This is a genomic window from Rhizobium acidisoli (genome assembly GCF_002531755.2).
In the GTDB taxonomy this organism is placed as follows: domain Bacteria; phylum Pseudomonadota; class Alphaproteobacteria; order Rhizobiales; family Rhizobiaceae; genus Rhizobium; species Rhizobium acidisoli.
The window spans coordinates 3,544,907-3,562,656 of the sequence record NZ_CP034998.1 but is presented as its reverse complement, the minus strand read 5'-3'; the positions used below and the strand labels follow the sequence as shown (position 1 = coordinate 3,562,656).

17 protein-coding genes are annotated in these 17,750 nt (G+C 61.1%); 13 read left to right on the top strand and 4 right to left on the bottom strand.

Translation table 11 applies throughout. The features are described from left to right. Positions 1–59: 59 nt before the first annotated feature. On the bottom strand, positions 60–848 hold the full coding sequence (locus CO657_RS17400; protein ID WP_054184197.1) for a creatininase family protein: 789 nt from the start codon (positions 846–848) through the stop codon (positions 60–62). An 85-nt stretch (positions 849–933) separates the two neighbouring features. On the opposite strand from CO657_RS17400, the gene CO657_RS17395 reads away from it, so the two are divergent. The 7 genes from CO657_RS17395 to CO657_RS17365 all read left to right on the top strand — a co-directional run bounded on the left by CO657_RS17395 (position 934) and on the right by CO657_RS17365 (position 7,536). After that, a complete protein-coding gene (locus CO657_RS17395; protein WP_003590237.1) occupies positions 934–1,446 on the top strand; it encodes a MarR family winged helix-turn-helix transcriptional regulator in 513 nt (170 codons plus the stop codon). Between the two features lie 120 nt (positions 1,447–1,566). Further along, complete coding sequence (locus CO657_RS17390; protein WP_003590238.1) at positions 1,567–2,589, top strand: LacI family DNA-binding transcriptional regulator; 1,023 nt, start codon at positions 1,567–1,569, stop codon at positions 2,587–2,589. A gap of 29 nt (positions 2,590–2,618) precedes the next feature. Continuing rightward, complete coding sequence (locus CO657_RS17385; RefSeq protein ID WP_054184198.1) at positions 2,619–3,575, top strand: 2-hydroxyacid dehydrogenase; 957 nt, start codon at positions 2,619–2,621, stop codon at positions 3,573–3,575. Between the two features lie 222 nt (positions 3,576–3,797). Further along, positions 3,798–4,973, top strand: a complete 1,176-nt coding sequence (locus tag CO657_RS17380) for a Toxic anion resistance protein (TelA) (RefSeq protein WP_054184199.1) — start codon at positions 3,798–3,800, stop codon at positions 4,971–4,973. A gap of 22 nt (positions 4,974–4,995) precedes the next feature. Further along, complete coding sequence (locus CO657_RS17375) at positions 4,996–5,703, top strand: TerD family protein (RefSeq protein WP_054184200.1); 708 nt, start codon at positions 4,996–4,998, stop codon at positions 5,701–5,703. Positions 5,704–5,719: 16 nt separating this feature from the next. Then, on the top strand, positions 5,720–6,754 hold the full coding sequence (locus CO657_RS17370) for a hypothetical protein (protein ID WP_054184201.1): 1,035 nt from the start codon (positions 5,720–5,722) through the stop codon (positions 6,752–6,754). 2 nt (positions 6,755–6,756) lie between these two features. Next, a complete protein-coding gene (locus CO657_RS17365; protein WP_012558970.1) occupies positions 6,757–7,536 on the top strand; it encodes a VWA domain-containing protein in 780 nt (259 codons plus the stop codon). A 49-nt stretch (positions 7,537–7,585) separates the two neighbouring features. Here the strand turns inward: CO657_RS17365 and CO657_RS17360 are convergent, their stop codons facing one another. Further along, positions 7,586–8,365 (bottom strand): gamma-glutamyl-gamma-aminobutyrate hydrolase family protein, encoded by a 780-nt coding sequence (locus CO657_RS17360; RefSeq protein ID WP_054184202.1) that lies wholly within the window; start codon positions 8,363–8,365, stop codon positions 7,586–7,588. Positions 8,366–8,657: 292 nt separating this feature from the next. Between CO657_RS17360 and CO657_RS17355 the strand changes: the two genes are divergently transcribed. After that, positions 8,658–9,764, top strand: coding sequence for a TRAP transporter substrate-binding protein (locus CO657_RS17355; RefSeq protein WP_003590245.1), 1,107 nt, complete (start codon positions 8,658–8,660; stop codon positions 9,762–9,764). Between the two features lie 87 nt (positions 9,765–9,851). On the opposite strand, the gene CO657_RS17350 is transcribed toward CO657_RS17355, so the two are convergent. Both CO657_RS17350 and CO657_RS17345 read right to left on the bottom strand, forming a co-directional pair. Further along, positions 9,852–11,342, bottom strand: coding sequence for a TRAP transporter large permease (locus CO657_RS17350; RefSeq protein WP_054184203.1), 1,491 nt, complete (start codon positions 11,340–11,342; stop codon positions 9,852–9,854). A gap of 20 nt (positions 11,343–11,362) precedes the next feature. Then, entirely contained in the window at positions 11,363–11,902 is a 540-nt protein-coding gene (locus CO657_RS17345) for a TRAP transporter small permease subunit (RefSeq protein WP_003590247.1), read from the bottom strand. Positions 11,903–12,229: 327 nt separating this feature from the next. On the opposite strand from CO657_RS17345, the gene CO657_RS17340 reads away from it, so the two are divergent. From CO657_RS17340 to CO657_RS17320, 5 genes are all read left to right on the top strand, one after another. Beyond that, the gene (locus CO657_RS17340; RefSeq protein WP_054184204.1) at positions 12,230–14,533 is read left to right on the top strand and encodes a putative bifunctional diguanylate cyclase/phosphodiesterase; all 2,304 of its coding nucleotides are present in this window, start codon (positions 12,230–12,232) and stop codon (positions 14,531–14,533) included. Positions 14,534–14,677: 144 nt separating this feature from the next. Beyond that, positions 14,678–15,430, top strand: coding sequence for an N-acyl amino acid synthase FeeM domain-containing protein (locus tag CO657_RS17335; protein ID WP_012558965.1), 753 nt, complete (start codon positions 14,678–14,680; stop codon positions 15,428–15,430). A gap of 340 nt (positions 15,431–15,770) precedes the next feature. After that, the gene (locus tag CO657_RS17330; protein WP_003590250.1) at positions 15,771–15,995 is read left to right on the top strand and encodes an aa3-type cytochrome c oxidase subunit IV; all 225 of its coding nucleotides are present in this window, start codon (positions 15,771–15,773) and stop codon (positions 15,993–15,995) included. A 203-nt stretch (positions 15,996–16,198) separates the two neighbouring features. Continuing rightward, positions 16,199–17,347, top strand: a complete 1,149-nt coding sequence (locus CO657_RS17325) for a Re/Si-specific NAD(P)(+) transhydrogenase subunit alpha (protein ID WP_012558963.1) — start codon at positions 16,199–16,201, stop codon at positions 17,345–17,347. Further along, positions 17,347–17,745 (top strand): proton-translocating transhydrogenase family protein, encoded by a 399-nt coding sequence (locus CO657_RS17320; protein WP_003590253.1) that lies wholly within the window; start codon positions 17,347–17,349, stop codon positions 17,743–17,745. The genes CO657_RS17325 and CO657_RS17320 overlap by 1 nt, the downstream gene beginning before the upstream one ends. Positions 17,746–17,750: the final 5 nt, after the last annotated feature.

Genomic DNA, 17,750 nt, shown 5'->3' with positions numbered 1-17,750 from the left:
TTCAAAGGGTTTTATAATGTTATAAGATCACATCATCTGTACCGCTCAGATGCCGATCTTCACCGGAACTGCGTGATGTCGAAGGCGTCGACATCCTGCAGCAATTCCATCAGTCCCTTCACAGCATGGGCAATCAGCGCCTCGCCCTTTTCCGCCGTCGCAGCCGCGGCGTTACCCGCCGCGCCCTGCGGGTTGAGATCCGACATCTTCCAGCCGAAAGCGTGCGGCCCGTAGGCGCGAAGATGTTTGAAGCGTCCGGCAAATTCGCTCTGTCGGGAGGGGAAGTCCGTCGCCTTCACCATATCGACCTTGTCGGGATGAAGCGCCAGCATCACCGAGGTCTCGATATCGCCGCCATGGATGCCGATCGCTTTTTCCTCCGGCGCGATCACGCCATCGGGCAAACCGAAGCGGGTCCAGCTCGTCGCCACCGCCAGCATGGCGAAGCGGATTCGCGCCTCGGTGGCGACGATCGTCATCAGGGGCGAATTGCCGCCATGGGCGTTCAGCATCACCAGTTTGCGGATATCCTGCTCGGCCAACCGCTCGGCGATGCTGAGCCAGCGGTCGACGGCTTCGTCGAAGGCGAGCGTCTTCGTTCCTTCAACATCCATATGCTCTATGGAATAGCCGACAGATTCGGCGGGCAGGAAGGTGACCGGCAGGCCGGCTGATAAGACCGCCTTCAATCGTCCGGCGATGCCTTCGGCAATCAGGGTGTCGGTTTCGAAGGGCAGGTGCGGGCCGTGTTGTTCGTGAGCGCCGAGCGGCAGCACGGCGATCGGACGGCGCCCGCCGCGGGTAGAGACCGGGTCGCTGTCGTCGAAGCGGGGCGAAGGCGTCATCATCCGGTCGTTGCCTCTTGTTTATGACGAGATCCTGGGCAATGTCATATCGCAGCGGCGCCGGCGCTTAAAGATCAAAGGGATGGCTATGGGAAAGAAGCATAAGGACGGCAAGAAGAACAAGTCCAAGAAGAAGGATCAGACCGAGTATACGCTGGTCGACCTCTCGCCGGCGCTGACCCAGGCGGCTCGTTCCATGCGGACGGTGCTCTCGCGCAACCTGCTCGAAAGCGGCCTCTATGCTGGCCAGGACGGCGTCATCCTCTCGCTTGCCGAGAGCGACGGCATGACGGCCGGCGGGCTTGCCCAGAAGCTCGGCGTCAAGGCGCCGACGATGACGCGCACGATCGGCCGCATGGAGGCGCAGGGTTTTCTCGAGCGTAAGCCCGATGCCGAGGATGCGCGTCTCACCAAGGTTTATCTCACTGAGCTCGGGCGCGGCAGCGTGCAGGGGATAGAAATGGCGGCCTCGGCCTGCGACAGGCTGGCGACACAGGCATTTTCCGAAAAGGAAATCCGCAATCTCGTCCGCCTGCTGAAGGCGATCGACGGCAATCTGCAGGCCGAAGCCCTGCACATCGAAGAACCGGACGAAGACTGAATTTTCCCTGAAAGACGAATTGCTTCCGCCGGTTAAATCTTTTAATTAAACATTTTAAGGGGACCGCGCCGGTTAGCCGGCGTGGTCTTGCTGTCTTGCGTGCTGCCTGGAGGAGGACACGTGGTCCAGAAGATCAAGCTTTCGACAATTGCCGAAACACTCGGCATTTCAACGGCGACGGTATCGCTTGCCTTACGCGACAGCCCGCTCGTCGCCGGCAATACCCGGGAAAAGATCAAGGAACAGGCGCGCGCGCTCGGTTACATCTACAATCGCCGCGCCGCCAGCCTTCGCACCTCGCGCTCCGGCATCATCGGCGTCGTCGTGCACGACATCATGAACCCGTTCTACGGGGAAATCCTGAAGGCGATCGAAAGCGAGCTCGATCGCAGCCGCCACACCTTCATCCTTTCCAATCATTACGACAATGTCGAAAAGCAGCGCACCTTCATCGAGACGCTTCTGCAGCTCGGCGGCGACGGCGTCATCATGTCGCCGGCGATCGGCACGCCGCCTGAGGACGTGCAGCTGGCGGAAGAAAACGGCATGCCGGCGATCCTGGTTGCCCGCTCGATGGAAGGCCAGGATCTGCCGACCTATCGCGGCGACGACAGCTACGGCATCTCGCTCGCCACCAACCACCTGATCGGCCTCGGCCACCGCTCGATCGCCATGATCGGCGGCACGGACCAGACATCGACCGGCCGCGACCGCTACCAGGGTTATGTCAATGCGCTGCGCAAGGCCGGCATCGAGGTCGATCCGAACCTGCGCATTCCCGGCCCGCGCTCGAAACAGGGCGGCTTCGAGGCGGCGGTGCATTTCCTGTCGCTGCCGCAGAAGCCGACCGCGGCCGTCTGCTGGAACGATCTCGTGGCGATCGGGTTGATGAACGGGATTGCCCGTGCCGGCCTGGTGCCGGGACGCGATATTTCCGTCACCGGTTACGACGATCTCGAGGAGGCGTCGATCGCCACGCCGGCGCTGACGACCGTCTGGAACGGCCAGACAGAGGTCGGGCGCCTAGCGGCCCGGGCGCTGCTCGATCGCCTTGCCGGCAGTCACGAGCCTGACGGCATGCATCTGATCAAGCCGGAAATGCGCATTCGCCAGTCCACCAGTCCCCATCGGCCCCGCGCCTGAACCAAGACCGCCATCCAAGAGGAAAAGCCATGTCTCGCATCGCCATTCTCGTTCCAGGGAAGATACACGAGCGCGTTCTCGAAAGGCTGAAGGATCGCTTCGAGATTATCGCCGTGGCGCGCGAGGAAAGGCTTGCGCTCGACGCCGAAACGGCCGGCCGCATTCGCGGCGTCGCCGTCTCCGGCGCTTTCCCGGGTGTTTGGATGGATCAGCTGCCGCATGCAGAGGTGATTGCCAGTTTCGGCGTCGGTTATGACGGCATGGATGTGAAGCGCGCCGCCGAAAAGGGCATCGTCGTCACCAATACGCCTGAGGTTCTGAACGACGAAGTCGCCGATACGGCGATCGGTCTGCTCCTGAACACGATCCGCGAATTGCCGCGGGCCGAGGCCTGGCTGCGCGCCGGCAACTGGAAGCCGGGCGCGACCTATCCGCTGTCGCGCTTCTCGCTCAAGGGTCGCCATATCGGGCTCTACGGCCTTGGCCGCATCGGGCTCGAAATCGCCAAGCGGCTGGAGCCGTTCAAGGTGAAGATCAGCTATCACACGCGCTCGCGTCATGCCGATGCACCCTATGATTATCACCCGACGCTGAAGGGGCTGGCGGAAGCGGTGGATACGTTGATCGCCATCGTTCCCAAGACGCCGCAGACGCATAAGACGATCGATGCCGATATTCTGGCAGCCCTTGGTCCTGACGGTATTCTCGTCAATGTCGGCCGCGGCTGGACGGTGGACGAGGAGGCGCTGAGTGCAGCACTGACCTCCGGTGCGCTCGGCGCGGCCGGTCTCGATGTCTTCTATGACGAGCCGACCGTGCCGGCCGGCCTGCTGGAACCGGTCAATGCGGTGCTCCTGCCGCACGTCGCCTCCGCCTCGGTGCCGACCCGCAACGCCATGGCCGATCTCGTCGCCGACAATCTCATTGCCTGGTTCGAAAAGGGGACCGCGCTGACGCCGGTGCCGGAGACACCGCAAAAGAGCTAGGCGCGCCGCATAGAAGTTGATTTTTGCGAAATGCGCCAGGTCCCCGGCCTCTATGCCGGCGCTGTCAATCGACTGTTGTTCCTGGACGATATGTTGCCCAGCGCAATTCCTTCGGTTACATTCTCGCCGATTTCGCAACCAAGATTCTCAACCTTCCCGTGCGCTTTGGAATCGCGCCGGCAGGCAGCAGAACAAAGGGCCGAACAAAGGGGGATTGACGGCATGTCGGAGCCAAATGCGTCGGAGACCAAGACCCTCGAAACGAGCCCGGGTCTGATACCCGCGCTTTCCACCGGCGGCCTGCCGGCCGTCGTCACGGTCGTTCTTCCGCCTGCAAAAGCCGGCGAGGTCGTCGATCTCGCAGAACGGTACAGGCTGGCAACGGTCGAGCCGCAAAATCTCATCACCTTCGGCCAGGAAGCCATCGGCGGTTTTGGCGCCAAGCTCGACGCCATCCTTTCTCAGATCACCAATGCGCAGTCGCCGGTGCTGTTCGAATTGTTCCGGACGATCCGGGACGGCATCAATGACGCCGATCTCAAAGGGCTCGAAGCAAGCATCCGCGAGAAGCTGAAGGGCAATTTCCTCGAACGCCTGTTGATGGCCGTCGGCCTCGGCGACCCCGCCAGGCGTCTCAAGACGGTGACCGACGAGGCTCGCGGCATGCTGCAGAGCAAGGCCAAATCGCTCGGCGATCTCGTCAGGCCGATGGAGGCTGAGATCGCGGAGGAGAGCGGCAAGCTCATCCTTGAAGTGTCGCGCATGAGCACGCTGGCGGAGGGATACCGCGATACGATCGTGTCTCTCGGTGTTTTCGTCGAAGCCGGAAGACGCATCCTTGCCGATGCCGGCCGCGAGCTCGACCGGTTGGCGCAAGAGGCTGCCTCCGGCGATCCGCTCAAGGTTCAGGAAGCCCGTGACTTCTCGCAGAAGCTCGATATCTTCCAGAACCGGGTTCTCGTTCTCGAAACCGCCTATGCCAAGGCGCCGGCCGATCTCGATTCGATCGGCATTGCCCGGGGTGCAGCGCTTGCGACCCTTGCGGATACGGTCACTTCGGCCAATGCCGAATTCAACGACATCAAATCGATCCTGATCCGGCTGCACGCGCTCTTCCAGATGCAGTCGATCCAGCAGATGAACGCCATGCGGCGTGAACTGCGCGCGTCGCTGCAGCAATATGGGTCTCAGGTGTTGGAGGATGTTTCGGTCAACTCGGTCAAGGCAGCCGGCGAGACCCGCCTTGCCGATGCCGATCTGGTGCTCGGCACGGCGCAGCGGCTGCGCGATATCGCCGACAAGGTGGTCGCCGAAGGCGAGCGAAACAAGGAACGTTATGCCGCTGCCCGCACCAAGCTCGAACAAGCCCGACAAATTGTGACCGATCGCCCAATCTGAGACTTCAGGAGAAAGACAGCGCATGGCAACCTTCAAGCTCAACAAGGGGCAGTCATTCCAGATCCAGAAGGAGATCCAGCTCGTCCATTCGGGACTTGTCTGGGATCCGCCTGAAGGCTCGGGACCGGCCTTCGATCTCGACGTGCATTGTTTTGCGCTGGTTCATCCCGGTGGCGATGCGAACCGCGCGCGGCTCTACAATGAAGGCTCGCATGCGCTCTGCTATGCTTTCGTGCGCAGTTCCAGCAATCCGGAAGGATCCCTGAGCAAGAATGCCGACGGTTCCTTCCAGACAGATGACGGCTCGATGTGGCACGAACGCGACGACCGGACCGGGCGCGGCGGCCTGGTGAAAAGGCCGGAAGCCGACGAGGACGGCGACGACGACGATCATGGCGGCGGCCACCATGACGAGGGTTTTCGCGAGGAGTTCAAGATCGTGCTGGCGAAGCTGCCGGACGAGGTTTCCGAGCTTGCCGTGTGGGCGACGATCCATGATGCCGAGCGCAAGAGACAGGACTTTGGCAAGGTCAAAAACGCCTATATCGAGGTTTGCGACGCGATGGATGACGAGCTTTGCCGCTATCAGCTCACCGCCGAATTTGCCGGCAAGACGACGATCCAGGTGGCTTCCTTCCTGAAACAGCCGGATGGATCCTGGCGGTTCCATGCGGTCGGTGCAGGCTCGAATGCCGGGCTTGGTGACGTCATCCAAGCCTATTTCGGCTGAACCGGAGCCTCGCTCGATGAACGGCAAGGCAGATGGACCGCCTGACAAGGAGCCAGGGCGGTTGCCCAAGGTGCTTTTTCCCGAAGACGCCTCGCCTGACGCCGCCGAGCCTTCCCGGCAGTTCACCCAGCCGAAAGTCCTGTTCGGTTCGCCGCGCCCGCCGACGCCCAAGGGCGACAAACCGCGGGTTCTCGGCGCCGGGGAAGTTCGTCGGCGTATTCCCTGCAGCGTGGAGACGCTGCGGAAGATCGATGCCGGCGCTGCCGTACCGGTCGCGGCGGCGGCGCTGCGCATCGTCGACGGCACCAATCTCGACGATCACTATTTCGACGATGTCGTGCGTTTCGGCGCCCGCCTGCAGACAGAGCATGGCAGGCTTGCCGAAAGCGAACTCGCGCTTGCCGACAATGAAGCGCTGGCAAGGGGAAGGCGTCTTGGCGCCGAGCTGCTCCAGCGTCTCGTCGATCTCGATCCGGACCGTGTATTTGCCGTTCGCGGCGGGGTCTTGAAGGCAATCAAGGCGCTGGCGGCTCCGCGCGATCCCGACAGCCTCTTTCTGCAGCTTTATCCCGACGTGCAGGCCCTGGCGAAGGAACTCGATGCGCTTGCGCCCGAAATCGTTGCGGTTGCAAAACGGCTTCGCGCCGTCGGCAAGGCCTATACGGCGCTCGACCGTGATCTCGCCGCACACATCCTGGCGGCGCGCTTCCTGGTCGATCATGTCGGCGGAATTCAGTTTTCCGATCGCGAACGGCAGGCGCATTACACCTCGCAAGCCGAAGCGATCGAGACGAGGATTGCCAGCCTGTCGGCGACGAAGGCCACGATCGAGATGAGCATGCATACCGTTGCCGGGCTCGCGCGGCACGTGGACGCGCTCGGACACGCTGGCGATGGCCTGTTGCGCGAGGAACTGCCTGCCTGGCATGCAGCCTATTCCGCAGCGTTGACGGCGGCCCGAAGCGCGCAATCGTCAGCGCAGGCTGGCACCAGATCACTGCTTCGCGACATTCATGCGCGCATTCTTGGAAAACTCAGATCGGAGGAATGACAATGACGACATTCAAGCTGCACAAGCCCGAGGAAGAAGTTCGACGCGTCGGCTTCGTCCTTCAGAAACAGGGCATTCACGAGCGCATTCCTGCCCAAGTCGGAATCAACATCGATGTCTCGGGCTCGATGACCGATCTTTTCAAATCTGGTGCGGTCCAGGCGGCGCTCGAGCGTATTCTTCCCGTCGCTCTTTATTTCGATGACGACGGGCGTATCGATACCTGGGTGTTTTCCAATCAGGAGAGGATGGCATCGATCGCGCCGGCCACCGCCAAAAATTACGAGGGTTACGTCGAGCGTGAAATCATCGGCAACAATGCGCTGAAAGCCGTACTTTGGGGCGGCACGGATTACGGACCGGTCATCCGCTCGAACCTGATGACGTACGGCTTGATGGAAGAGGAGGCGGCTGGCGGCCTGCTCGGCATGATCTTCGGCATGAGTCGCGATACATTCGGCGAGGAGACACGGTCGGGGATTCCGGCGATCAACTACTTCCTCACCGATGGCGAGAATGCCGACAGAGACGCGGCCTGGGCTCTGCTGCAGAAGGCCGAGCATGCCGAATCGCAGATCTACTATGTCATGGTCGGTGTCGGTGACGAGCGTTTCGACTTCTTGCGCAGCGCGGCCGAGCAATTTCCGAATGTCGGCTTTGTCAGCGTCAAGGATCTTGGGGAGTTCGTTGGCAGCGACGATGCCTATGAGAAACTGCTACCGGCGGAGCTCTGCACCTGGCTCAAGCACGAGCATGACGACGAGGACGACGATCACCATTGATGGTGCTGTTCAACGCTTGGCGGGCTGATAGCGCGCCGGTGCCGCACCGTCAGGCGATCGCCTGCGCGGGGGTGACTGGCAGCTTGCTGGCGGCATAGGTGCGGACGGCGTCGCCGAAAGCTTGAAATAGCTGGTTCGAAGGCTTGTCGGTTTCGGCCCAATATTCCGGATGCCATTGCACGCCGACGGCGAAGGCCCTGGCGTCGATGACGGAGACGGCTTCCACCGTGCCGTCTTCGGCGATCGCTTCCACCTGCAGGCGCGGGGCGGTCCTGGCGATCGCCTGCCGATGCAGCGAATTCACACGAATTTCGCCGGGGCCGAGAATGCTTGCGATGCAGGAGCCTTCCTTGACGTGGACGCTTTGGCGAATCGCATACATGCCGTCGCGGTCGACGCCGTCCGGCCGGCGATGGTCCCAAATGCCGGGCTGCTCCTGGATCTCGCTTGCCAGCGAACCGCCGAGCGCGACGTTCAGCTCCTGGATGCCGCGGCAGATGGCGAGCAGCGGGATGGCGCGGTCGAGGGCGCGGCGGATCAGCGGCAGGCTGGTGGCGTCGCGGGCGGGGTCGAAGGGGCCGTCCTTGTCATTGGCCTCGGCACCGTAGAGCGAGGGGTGCACGTTGCTGGCCGAGCCGGAAACCAGGAGGCCGTCGACGCGGTCGAGGATCGCGTCGGTATCGTAGCCTGCCTCGAAAGCCGGGATGATGAAGGCCATGACGCCGGCCGCATTCAAGGCGGCACGCAGATATTGATGCTGCACGGCATGCCAGGTTGCGCCGTCAAAGCTGCGGATATCGGCAGGAATGGCAACGATCGGTTTCGTCATATCAACCCCGGTAAAAATCTTTCTGCACAGCGTTTCTGGCGCCAGAACGGCCCTTAAGTCAACGCTTGGCTGTGTCAGGTGGCCAAAATACGGCCGAAGCGGCCCCGTGGCTCCGGCTTTGCTGCTAAGCCGCTGATTTTGATGGGTGCACTCGCATTCCCTTGTTGCCGGTTTGATGCCAAAGGCTAATAGACTAAAGCTTGAATCGCGGCCCCTGCCATGCTTAGGTTTGCGCCGGCTGCGGGTGGGGTGAAGATTGGCCGCGCAGTGCCATCCATACGGGAGGTTTTTGATGGATCGTCGTTCGTTTTTCAAGAAGGCGGGGACCGCCAGCGCCGGCGCGGTCGCCGCAACGGCATTGGCAGCGCCTGCGATCGCGCAGGAGAATCCGAAGATCGCGTGGCGCATGACGTCGTCGTTTCCGAAGAGCTTGGATACGATCTATGGCGGCGCCGAGGACATCGCCAAGCATGTCGCCGCTGCGACAGACGGCAATTTCACGATCCAGCCTTTTGCGGCCGGTGAAATCGTGCCTGGCCTGCAGGCCGTTGATGCGGTGGCCGCCGGCACGGTCGAGGCCGCCCACACGACCTCCTATTATTTCGTCGGCAAGGACCCGACCTACGCCATCGGAACGGCCATTCCGTTTGGCCTCAACAGCCGCCTGACCAATGCCTGGTTTTACGAGGGCAACGGCAACAAGCTGATGAATGAATTTTATGCCACACAGGGCATGTATGCGCTGCCTGCCGGCAATACCGGTGCGCAGATGGGCGGCTGGTTCCGCAAGGAAATCAATACGCTCGATGACCTCAAGGGCGTCAAGATGCGCATTGCCGGTCTTGCCGGCCGCGTTATGGAGAAGGTCGGCGTCATCCCGCAGCAGATTGCCGGCGGCGACATCTATCCGGCGCTGGAAAAAGGCACGATCGATGCGGCGGAATTCGTCGGCCCCTATGACGACCTGAAGCTCGGCTTCCACAAGGTGGCGAAGTACTACTACTATCCGGGCTGGTGGGAAGGCGGCCCGACCGTGCATGGTTTCTTCAACCTTGAAAAATGGAGCAGCCTGCCGAAGCATTATCAGGCCGCACTCACCGATGCCTGCGCCTTCGCCAACACCAACATGCTGGCAAAGTACGACTCCAAGAATCCGACGGCGCTGAAGCAGCTCGTTGCAGAAGGTGCGACGCTGCGCCCCTTCAGCCAGGAAATCATGGAAGCCTGCTTCCAGGCGGCGACCGGCATCTACAGCGAAATCTCCGGCACCAACCAGTATTTCAAGAAGATCTACGACGACCAGACCGCCTTCAAGCGGGACGCCTATCTCTGGATGCAGCTTTCGGAATACACTTTCGATACGTTCATGATGATCCAGCAGCGGGCCGGAAAGCTCTGAAGGCTTCCATCGGCACACGACGCCAACGCATAACAAAACCCCGGATCGTTTGATCCGGGGTTTTGTTTTGCCCTGTTATTGGCGGGGTTATTTGGCCGGTGGCGGCGGCGCTCCCGGCAAGCCGAGTGGGGGCAGGGTCAGGCCGGGGATCTGCGGCGAGCCGTTGCCGCCGCCGCCAATCGGGGGAAGGCCGAGCTGGCCGCCGAAGCCGGGGACTTCGATCTTGATCGAGTTCGGATCGACCTTCGGGCCGTGATCCAGCCAATAGGTCACCGATTGCGGCCAGAAGATCACGATCGCCACCAGGATCAGCTGCATGCCGACCCAGGGGAGAGCGCCCATGTAGATATCCGAGGTCTTGACGTCCTTGCTGGCGATCGAGCGCAGGTAGAACAGCGCGAAGCCGAAGGGCGGGTGCATGAAGCTCGTCTGCATGTTGACGCAGATCAGGACGCCGAACCAGATGAGGTCGATGCCGAGATGCGAGGCGACGGGGGCGAGCATCGGGATGACGATGAAAGCGATCTCGAAGAAGTCGAGGAAGAAGGCGAGCACGAAGATGAAGATATTGACGAAGATCAGGAAGCCGACCGTGCCGCCGGGAATGCCCGACAGCATGTGCTCGATCCAGCGCGAGCCGTCCATGCCCTGGAAGACCAGACTGAAACAGGTGGAGCCGATCAGGATCATCACCACCATGGATGTGATGTGAGTGGTCGATGTCATCGCCTCGCGGATCAGCGGCCAGGTCAGGCGGCGATTCATGGCGGCGAGCGCCATGGCGCCGACGACACCAAGCGCACCGGCTTCCGTCGGCGTTGCAAGGCCCATGAAGATCGTGCCGAGCACCAGGAAAATCAGCACGATCGAGGGCACCATGCCCATCAGCACTCTGGCGAGAAGCGCCCAGTTGAAGTCGCCGCGCACTTCCTTCGGCAGCGGCGGCATCGATTTCGGCCGGATGATCGACAACACCAGGATGAAGAGCACGAAGATCGACACCTGCAGGATCGAGGGGCCGATCGCGCCGAGATACATGTCGCCGACCGACCTGCCGAGCTGGTCGGCAAGAACGACGAGCACGAGAGAAGGCGGGATCACCTGGGTGATGGTGCCGGAGGCGGCGATGACGCCGGTGGCAAGGCGCGGGCTATAGCCGTAGCGCAGCATGATCGGCAGCGAGATCACGCCCATGGTGATGACGGACGCGGCCACCGTGCCGGTGATGGCGCCGAGGACCGCGCCGACGAGGATGACGGCGTAGGCGAGGCCGCCGGGTATGCCGCCGAAGAGTTTGCCGGTGCCTTCGAGCAGGTCCTCGGCCAGCCCGCAGCGCTCCAGCACCGCCCCCATGAAGGTGAAGAAGGGGATGGCGAGCAGCAGGTCGTTGGAAAGGATGCCGAAGAAGCGCAGCGGCAGCGCCTGCAGGAAGACTTCGCCGAAATGGCCGGTGATGATGCCGATGACGCCGAAAAACAGGCCGACCGCGGCCAGCGAGAAGGCGACCGGAAAGCCGTAGAGCATGAAGATGATCATGCCCAGGAACATCGCCGGCGGGATGATGCCGAAATCAAACAACTGTATTCTCCCTGCCCGCGTTACTGCAGCGGCTTTTCATATGTCATGTCGATCTTGAGGTGGCCGGTCAGGGCGGCGATCCGCTTGATCAGCTCGGAAACGCCCTGAAGGGAGAGCAATGCGAAACCGGCGACGAGGATCAGCTTGACGGGCCAGCGGATCAGCCCGCCGGCATTGCCCGATATTTCTCCCTGCTGATAGGACAGCGTGAAGAAGGGCCAGCAGAGCCAAGTGAGGAAGATGCAAACCGGGATCAGAAAGACGATGAGGCCGAAGATGTCGATCCAGATCTTCGCTTTGTCGGAAACCGCACCATAGATCAGATCGACGCGGACATGCTCGTTGTTGCGCAATGCATGCGAGGCGCCGAGCATGACGACGAAGGCGAAGAGATACCATTGGATCTCGAGCCAGCCGTTCGAACTGTAATTGAAGGCGTAGCGGACGATGGCGTTTCCGGCGCTGATCAGACAGCAGAACAGCACCATATATTCGGAAAGTTTGCCCATGATCCGACTGACCGAATCGATCAGCCGGCTTGCCGCCAGAAGTCCCGACATTCGTTTCCCTTGTTCTTGTCCTGCCGTTTTCCCGGCAGCTTTCCCTCTTGCAATCGATGTAGACCACGGCCTTGGAAATTGGAAGGATAAATGCCTCGCCTTGGAGTATAGTCTTAGATGCGCGGACCGAGCCGTGTGACCATATAATAATTATACAACCCTGGCGTGGATAAAAAATTTCAATAATCTCGCCAAGAGGCTGCATTGACGCGTGTAAGCTGTAGGGTTCATCCTCTGGTTTTAGAAAATTTGACCAAATGTTTGATTCCATTGAAATCAATTTTTAAAAGGTTGGGCTTAGAATTCCCGCGCACAGGGAAAGTGTGGATGAAGCCAGATAACCCGAACAGGGTCCCTTTAGATGTGTATCTGTCGTTTGTGAGTTCCCTTTCCGGGAACCGCATGACGCTTTTTGTTGGCGTGATCGTGCATATCGCGACGTGCCTTGCCGTGGCCGCCAAAACGCAATCCGCCGTCTATATTCCGCTGTCGATTGCCTTCCTTCTGGTTTTCAGCATTCGCATGGCCATCTTCCGGCGGTTCGATCAGGTCGACAAGGAGAGCTTGTCGCATGCCGGAATCGAGCGTTGGGAGCGGATTATGGTTGCCAGTGGGGCCTGCACCACCGCCCTGCTTGGCTTTGCCAGCGGCTACGCCATCTTCGTCGTCCACGATTCCTTTGCCGAACTTGCCTGCATTTCCGTCACCATGGCGACCATGGTTTCGGTCGTCGGCCGCAACTACGGCTCGCGCTTCGCAGTCGATCTCCAGACGTTCTTCTGCTGCCTGCCGATGATCGTCTGCAGCCTGCTGGCGATGGATTTATATCGCGGCCTGCTGTCGATCTTCCTCATCCCCTTCTGGCTGACGACGCGGGCGATGGCGAACGGCGTGCGCGAGTTCCTTTATGAGAATGTCATCGCGCGCCGGGAAATCACCATCATAGCCGACCGTTTCGATACGGCGCTGAACAACATGCCGCATGGCCTGGTCATGGTCGATGCCGAAAACCGGATCCAGGTCGTCAATCGCAAGGCCTGCGAGCTTTTGAAGATCGGCGCGCCGGAGCGGCTGAAGGACCGCGACCTCGGCGCCGTCCTGCGTTACGGCGCGCGCTACAGCTTCATGGACGCCTCGCAGCCGGAGCTCATCCTGCGCCAGCTCACCCAGGTCGCCGAAGGCAACCTGTCGCGCACGCTCGTTCATTTTCCCGAGGGCCTGTCTCTGGAATTCTCCGCCAGCCGAAGGGCCGACGGCGGCGCCGTACTGATCTTCGAGGACGTCTCGAGCCGCGTGAAGGCGGAGCAGAAGATCATGCACATGGTCCGCTTCGATGCGCTGACCGGCCTGCCGAACCGGGAATATTTCGGGCAGCTGGTGCAGGACTATCTCGCCAAACATCAGAGAAAGTTCGGGCCGCTCGGCTTCATGGTTCTCGATATCGACGAGTTCAAACATGTCAACGACATGCGCGGCCATGTCACCGGCGACCATTTGCTCTGCGCTATCGCCGCCCGCATCAAGCAGGCTTCCGGCAATGCCATTCTCGGCCGGCTGATGGGCGACCAGTTCATCTTGTTCTTCCCGCACGCGAAGGAGCCCGCCTCGCTCGACATTGAGATCCGCCGCGTGCATGCCGCGATCCAGGGTCACTACGAGGTCGATGAGCTGACCTTCCTCGTTTCGCTCAGCGCCGGCTACGCCATCCTCGAAAGCACTGCCTTCGCGATGGACGAATGGAGCGTCAAGGCGGATCTTGCCCTGTTCGAAAGCAAGTCGCGCTTCAAGGGCGGCATATCAGGCTTCGAACGGGAGATGGACGGCCGCTACATCGAGCAGCAGAAGCTGAAGGCGGATCTGCGCGAGGCGGTTTCGGCCCAGGCGCTGCATCTGGTCTTCCAGCCGATGTTCCGGGCCGATGGTTCCCGCATCGAATGCGCCGAGGCGTTGGCGCGCTGGGTGCATCCGGAGAAGGGCTCGATCCCGCCCGATGTCTTCATCCGGCTCGCCGAAGATATGGGCATCATCTCCGACATCACCCGCTTCGTCCTGTTCAAGGCCTGCAGCGAATGCATGAACTGGCCGGACCATATCGCCGTCTCGGTCAACCTCTCGGCGCGGGACCTCAGGGATGCCGACATCCTTAAGGTGGTCGCCGACGCGCTTGCCCATTCCGGCCTCGACGCGGCGCGGCTGCATCTCGAAGTCACAGAAAGCTGCCTGATCGACGAGCCGGCAGCCGTGCGCGCCATCCTGGCAGAACTCAGGGCCCGCGGCATCACCATCGCCATCGACGACTTCGGGACCGGCTTTTCCAGTCTCAGCTATCTCGACACGCTGCCGCTTGATATCGTCAAGATCGACCGTTCCTTTGTCCGCAATATCGTCGAGGATACCCGCCGCCTCAAGCTGTTGCGCGGCACGGTCCATCTCGCCCGCGAACTGGGGCTGAAGATCGTCATCGAGGGTGTCGAGACCGAAGAGCAGCTCGCCCTGCTCAACAAACACCGCAGTACCGATCTGGTGCAAGGCTATGTTTTCTCTCAGCCGGTGCCTTCCCAGAATATCCCGCTCTTGCAGCAGGGCATCGGCCGCCGACCCGTTCAACGCCGACGCAACAAGGTCGCCTGAGCGCTCCGCTACGGCCGCTTTTCCGCTGACAATTCCTCCACGCCGTTAACCTTAATACTTTATAAACGGCCCGAATTATCGGATTTCCTTGCCTAAATCTCACCGGCATATGATTAATGATCCGTTAACGAGCGGATCGAGAGAATGTCAGAGACACTGTTCAAGCGTAGCGATTTCGGCGCGAAAATTTTGGAAGTTTTGGACCATGTCGAGTATCGCCGCGTCGAAAGCAGCGAAGACATGGAGCAGGTAGAACGCCTGCGCTACAAGGCCTACAAGGCCCACGACGCACTGTCGCTTGCCCCGGGAGGCTTACTGGACGATGTCGATTTCGACAGCCATGCCTATATCTTCGGCCTGTATTATTATGGTGAACTGATCAGTACGATCCGAATTCACTATGTGACGCCGGAGCATCGTATAAGCCGGTCCGGAGAGGCCTTTCCCGAGGAGATGGATGAGCTTTTGGATGCCGGGCTGACCTTGATCGACCCCGCGCGTTTCGCGGCCGATCCAGAGCTCACCGCCGATCTGCCCTGGGTTCCCTATCTGACGTTGCGGCCGACCATCGTTGCGGCAGCGTATTTCAGGGCGGACCGCGTTCTTCAGTCCGTCCGGCCCCCACATGCCGCCTTCTACAAGCGGGTTTTCTATGCCGATACCATTGTGCCCGGCCGACTGGTGGAGAGTTACGGGGTTGACGTGACGCTGATGGCGACGAATGTGATCGAGGTCGGACGCAAGCTGCTGACGCGCTATCCCTTCTTCATCTCCAGCGCCAGCGAGCAGCGCATGATGTTTTCACGCAATCCCAACGACACATTGCCGCCGCTGACCATCATTCCGACGGCACGCTTCGTGCCTCAAGGCGAACTCGGCACCGACCTGCCGCTCTGATTTCTGTTCTCTCAGAAAGAGAGCATCAAAGTGAAAACAAATGAGGGGCGGCGACACTATCCGCAGTCGTCGCCCCTCATGCTTTTTTCGCCTGGGAATAGCTGGTTTTGAAGCCTAAAGCGCGTCACATCAAATCCGATTCATGCGACGCGCTTTAGCCCTTTGTTTTATGCATGTCGTTCTCCCGGAACCGCTGCACACGTCCGGGCGACATGCATTGGCTGCGGCATTCTCATGGATTGCGCTTTCGCCTGTCATTGTGTAATTCCTGCAAGCAGGGATTTCCCTCGCCAGCCGAGGGAATCAAGCAGCGCAGAGGCATTTCAGGGAGACGATATTTATGGCTGAACATCATACCGGACCGGTCGAGACCGGCGCGCCGATGGATTACAAAGAACATGAAAAGACCTACGACATGTTCATCACCGCCACCAAATACGGCTCGATGCTTCTCATCGTCCTCCTGCTTGCGATGACCGCTGGTTTCTTCGGCGGTGCTGGTCTTCTTGGCGGTCTCCTCGTCTTCATCATTCTACTCGCTGTCGGCGTCTTCCTGTTCCGCTGAGCGCGGCACAGGGGAGGGCTTCGCCGAAGCTTTGTGACTGAAGCGCGTCGCGATCTTTCAGATTGGCTCTTCGCGCTTCAGGTCTTTATTTTCTCGCATATCGTTATCGCAGGACTGCCGGACAGTTTTGCGCGACATGCTTTAGGTGCTTGGCCTGCGCAGGGAAGCCTGCGGCGGTCTGGCTGACCCGGAGGAGGGGGCAGTTGGGCAATATCGTTTTCGTTGCAAGGGAAATTGCGGGCGAGGAGACGCGTGTCGCGGCCTCCGCCGAGACCGTGAAAAAAATGAAAAGTTTCGGCTTTGACGTCGTCGTCGAAGCCGGTGCCGGTGCGGCGTCGCGCCTTCCGGACAGAGAGTTCGAGGCCGCCGGCGCCAGGATCGGTACTTCTGCCGATGCAGCCTCCGCCGACGTGGTGCTGAAGGTGCGCCGCCCGAGCGAACAGGAAATCGCAGGCTATAAAAGCGGCGCCGTGGTCATCGCCATCATGGATCCCTACGGCAATGACGAAGCGATCGCGGCTCTTGCCAGCGCCGGTCTTTCGGCTTTCGCGATGGAACTGATGCCGCGCATTACCCGCGCCCAGTCCATGGACGTGCTTTCGTCCCAGGCCAATCTTGCCGGCTATCAGGCTGTCATCGAGGCGGCGGCGGTTTATGACCGCGCCATGCCGATGATGATGACGGCTGCCGGCACCGTGCCGGCCGCCAAGGTCTTCGTCATGGGCGCCGGCGTCGCCGGTCTCCAGGCGATCGCCACGGCGCGGCGCCTGGGTGCTGCGGTTTCGGCCACCGATGTGCGCCCGGCCGCCAAGGAGCAGGTCGCCTCGCTCGGCGCCAAGTTCATCGCCGTCGAGGACGAGGAGTTCAAGGCGGCGGAAACGGCCGGCGGTTACGCCAAGGAAATGTCCGCTGACTATCAGGCAAAGCAAGCCGCTCTGGTGGCCGAGCATATCGCCAAGCAGGATATCGTCATCACCACGGCGCTGATCCCCGGCCGCGCCGCACCGCGGCTCGTTTCGCGCGCCATGCTCGCCGCGATGAAGCCGGGTGCGGTCGCGGTCGATCTCGCGGTCGAGCGCGGCGGCAATATCGAGGGCGTCGTTGCCGGCGAGATCACCGATGTCGATGGCGTCAAGGTGATCGGTTTTGCCAACATGGCGGGCCGGGTCGCTGCCAGCGCCTCGGCGCTCTACGCCAAGAACCTCGTCACCTTCCTCGAGACCATGGTCAACAAGGAGAGCCGGAGCGTCGTCGTCAACCTCGACGACGAACTCGTCAAGGCGACGATGCTGACCTATGCCGGCGACGTGGTGCATCCCGCCTTCGGCGGCGCGAAGAAGGGAGATCTCTGATGGCCAGTGAAGCAATGGACAAAGCGCTGGAGCAGCTCGACCAGGCGGTCACCGCCGTCGTCACGGCAGCGGCCCATGCGCCGGAAGCGGCCAGTGCTGCGACAGGCGGGGCGATCGATCCCTTCGTCTTCCAGCTGGCGATCTTCGTCCTGTCGATCTTCGTCGGTTATTACGTCGTGTGGTCGGTGACGCCGGCGCTGCATACGCCGCTGATGGCCGTCACCAATGCGATCTCCTCCGTTATCGTCGTCGGCGCGCTTCTGGCAGTCGGCATCTCGACAAGCGGGCTTGCGACCGGCTTCGGCTTCGTCGCCCTCGTGCTCGTCTCGGTGAACATTTTCGGCGGCTTCCTCGTGACGCAGCGAATGCTCTCGATGTACCGCAAGAAAGACCGGTGAGGAAC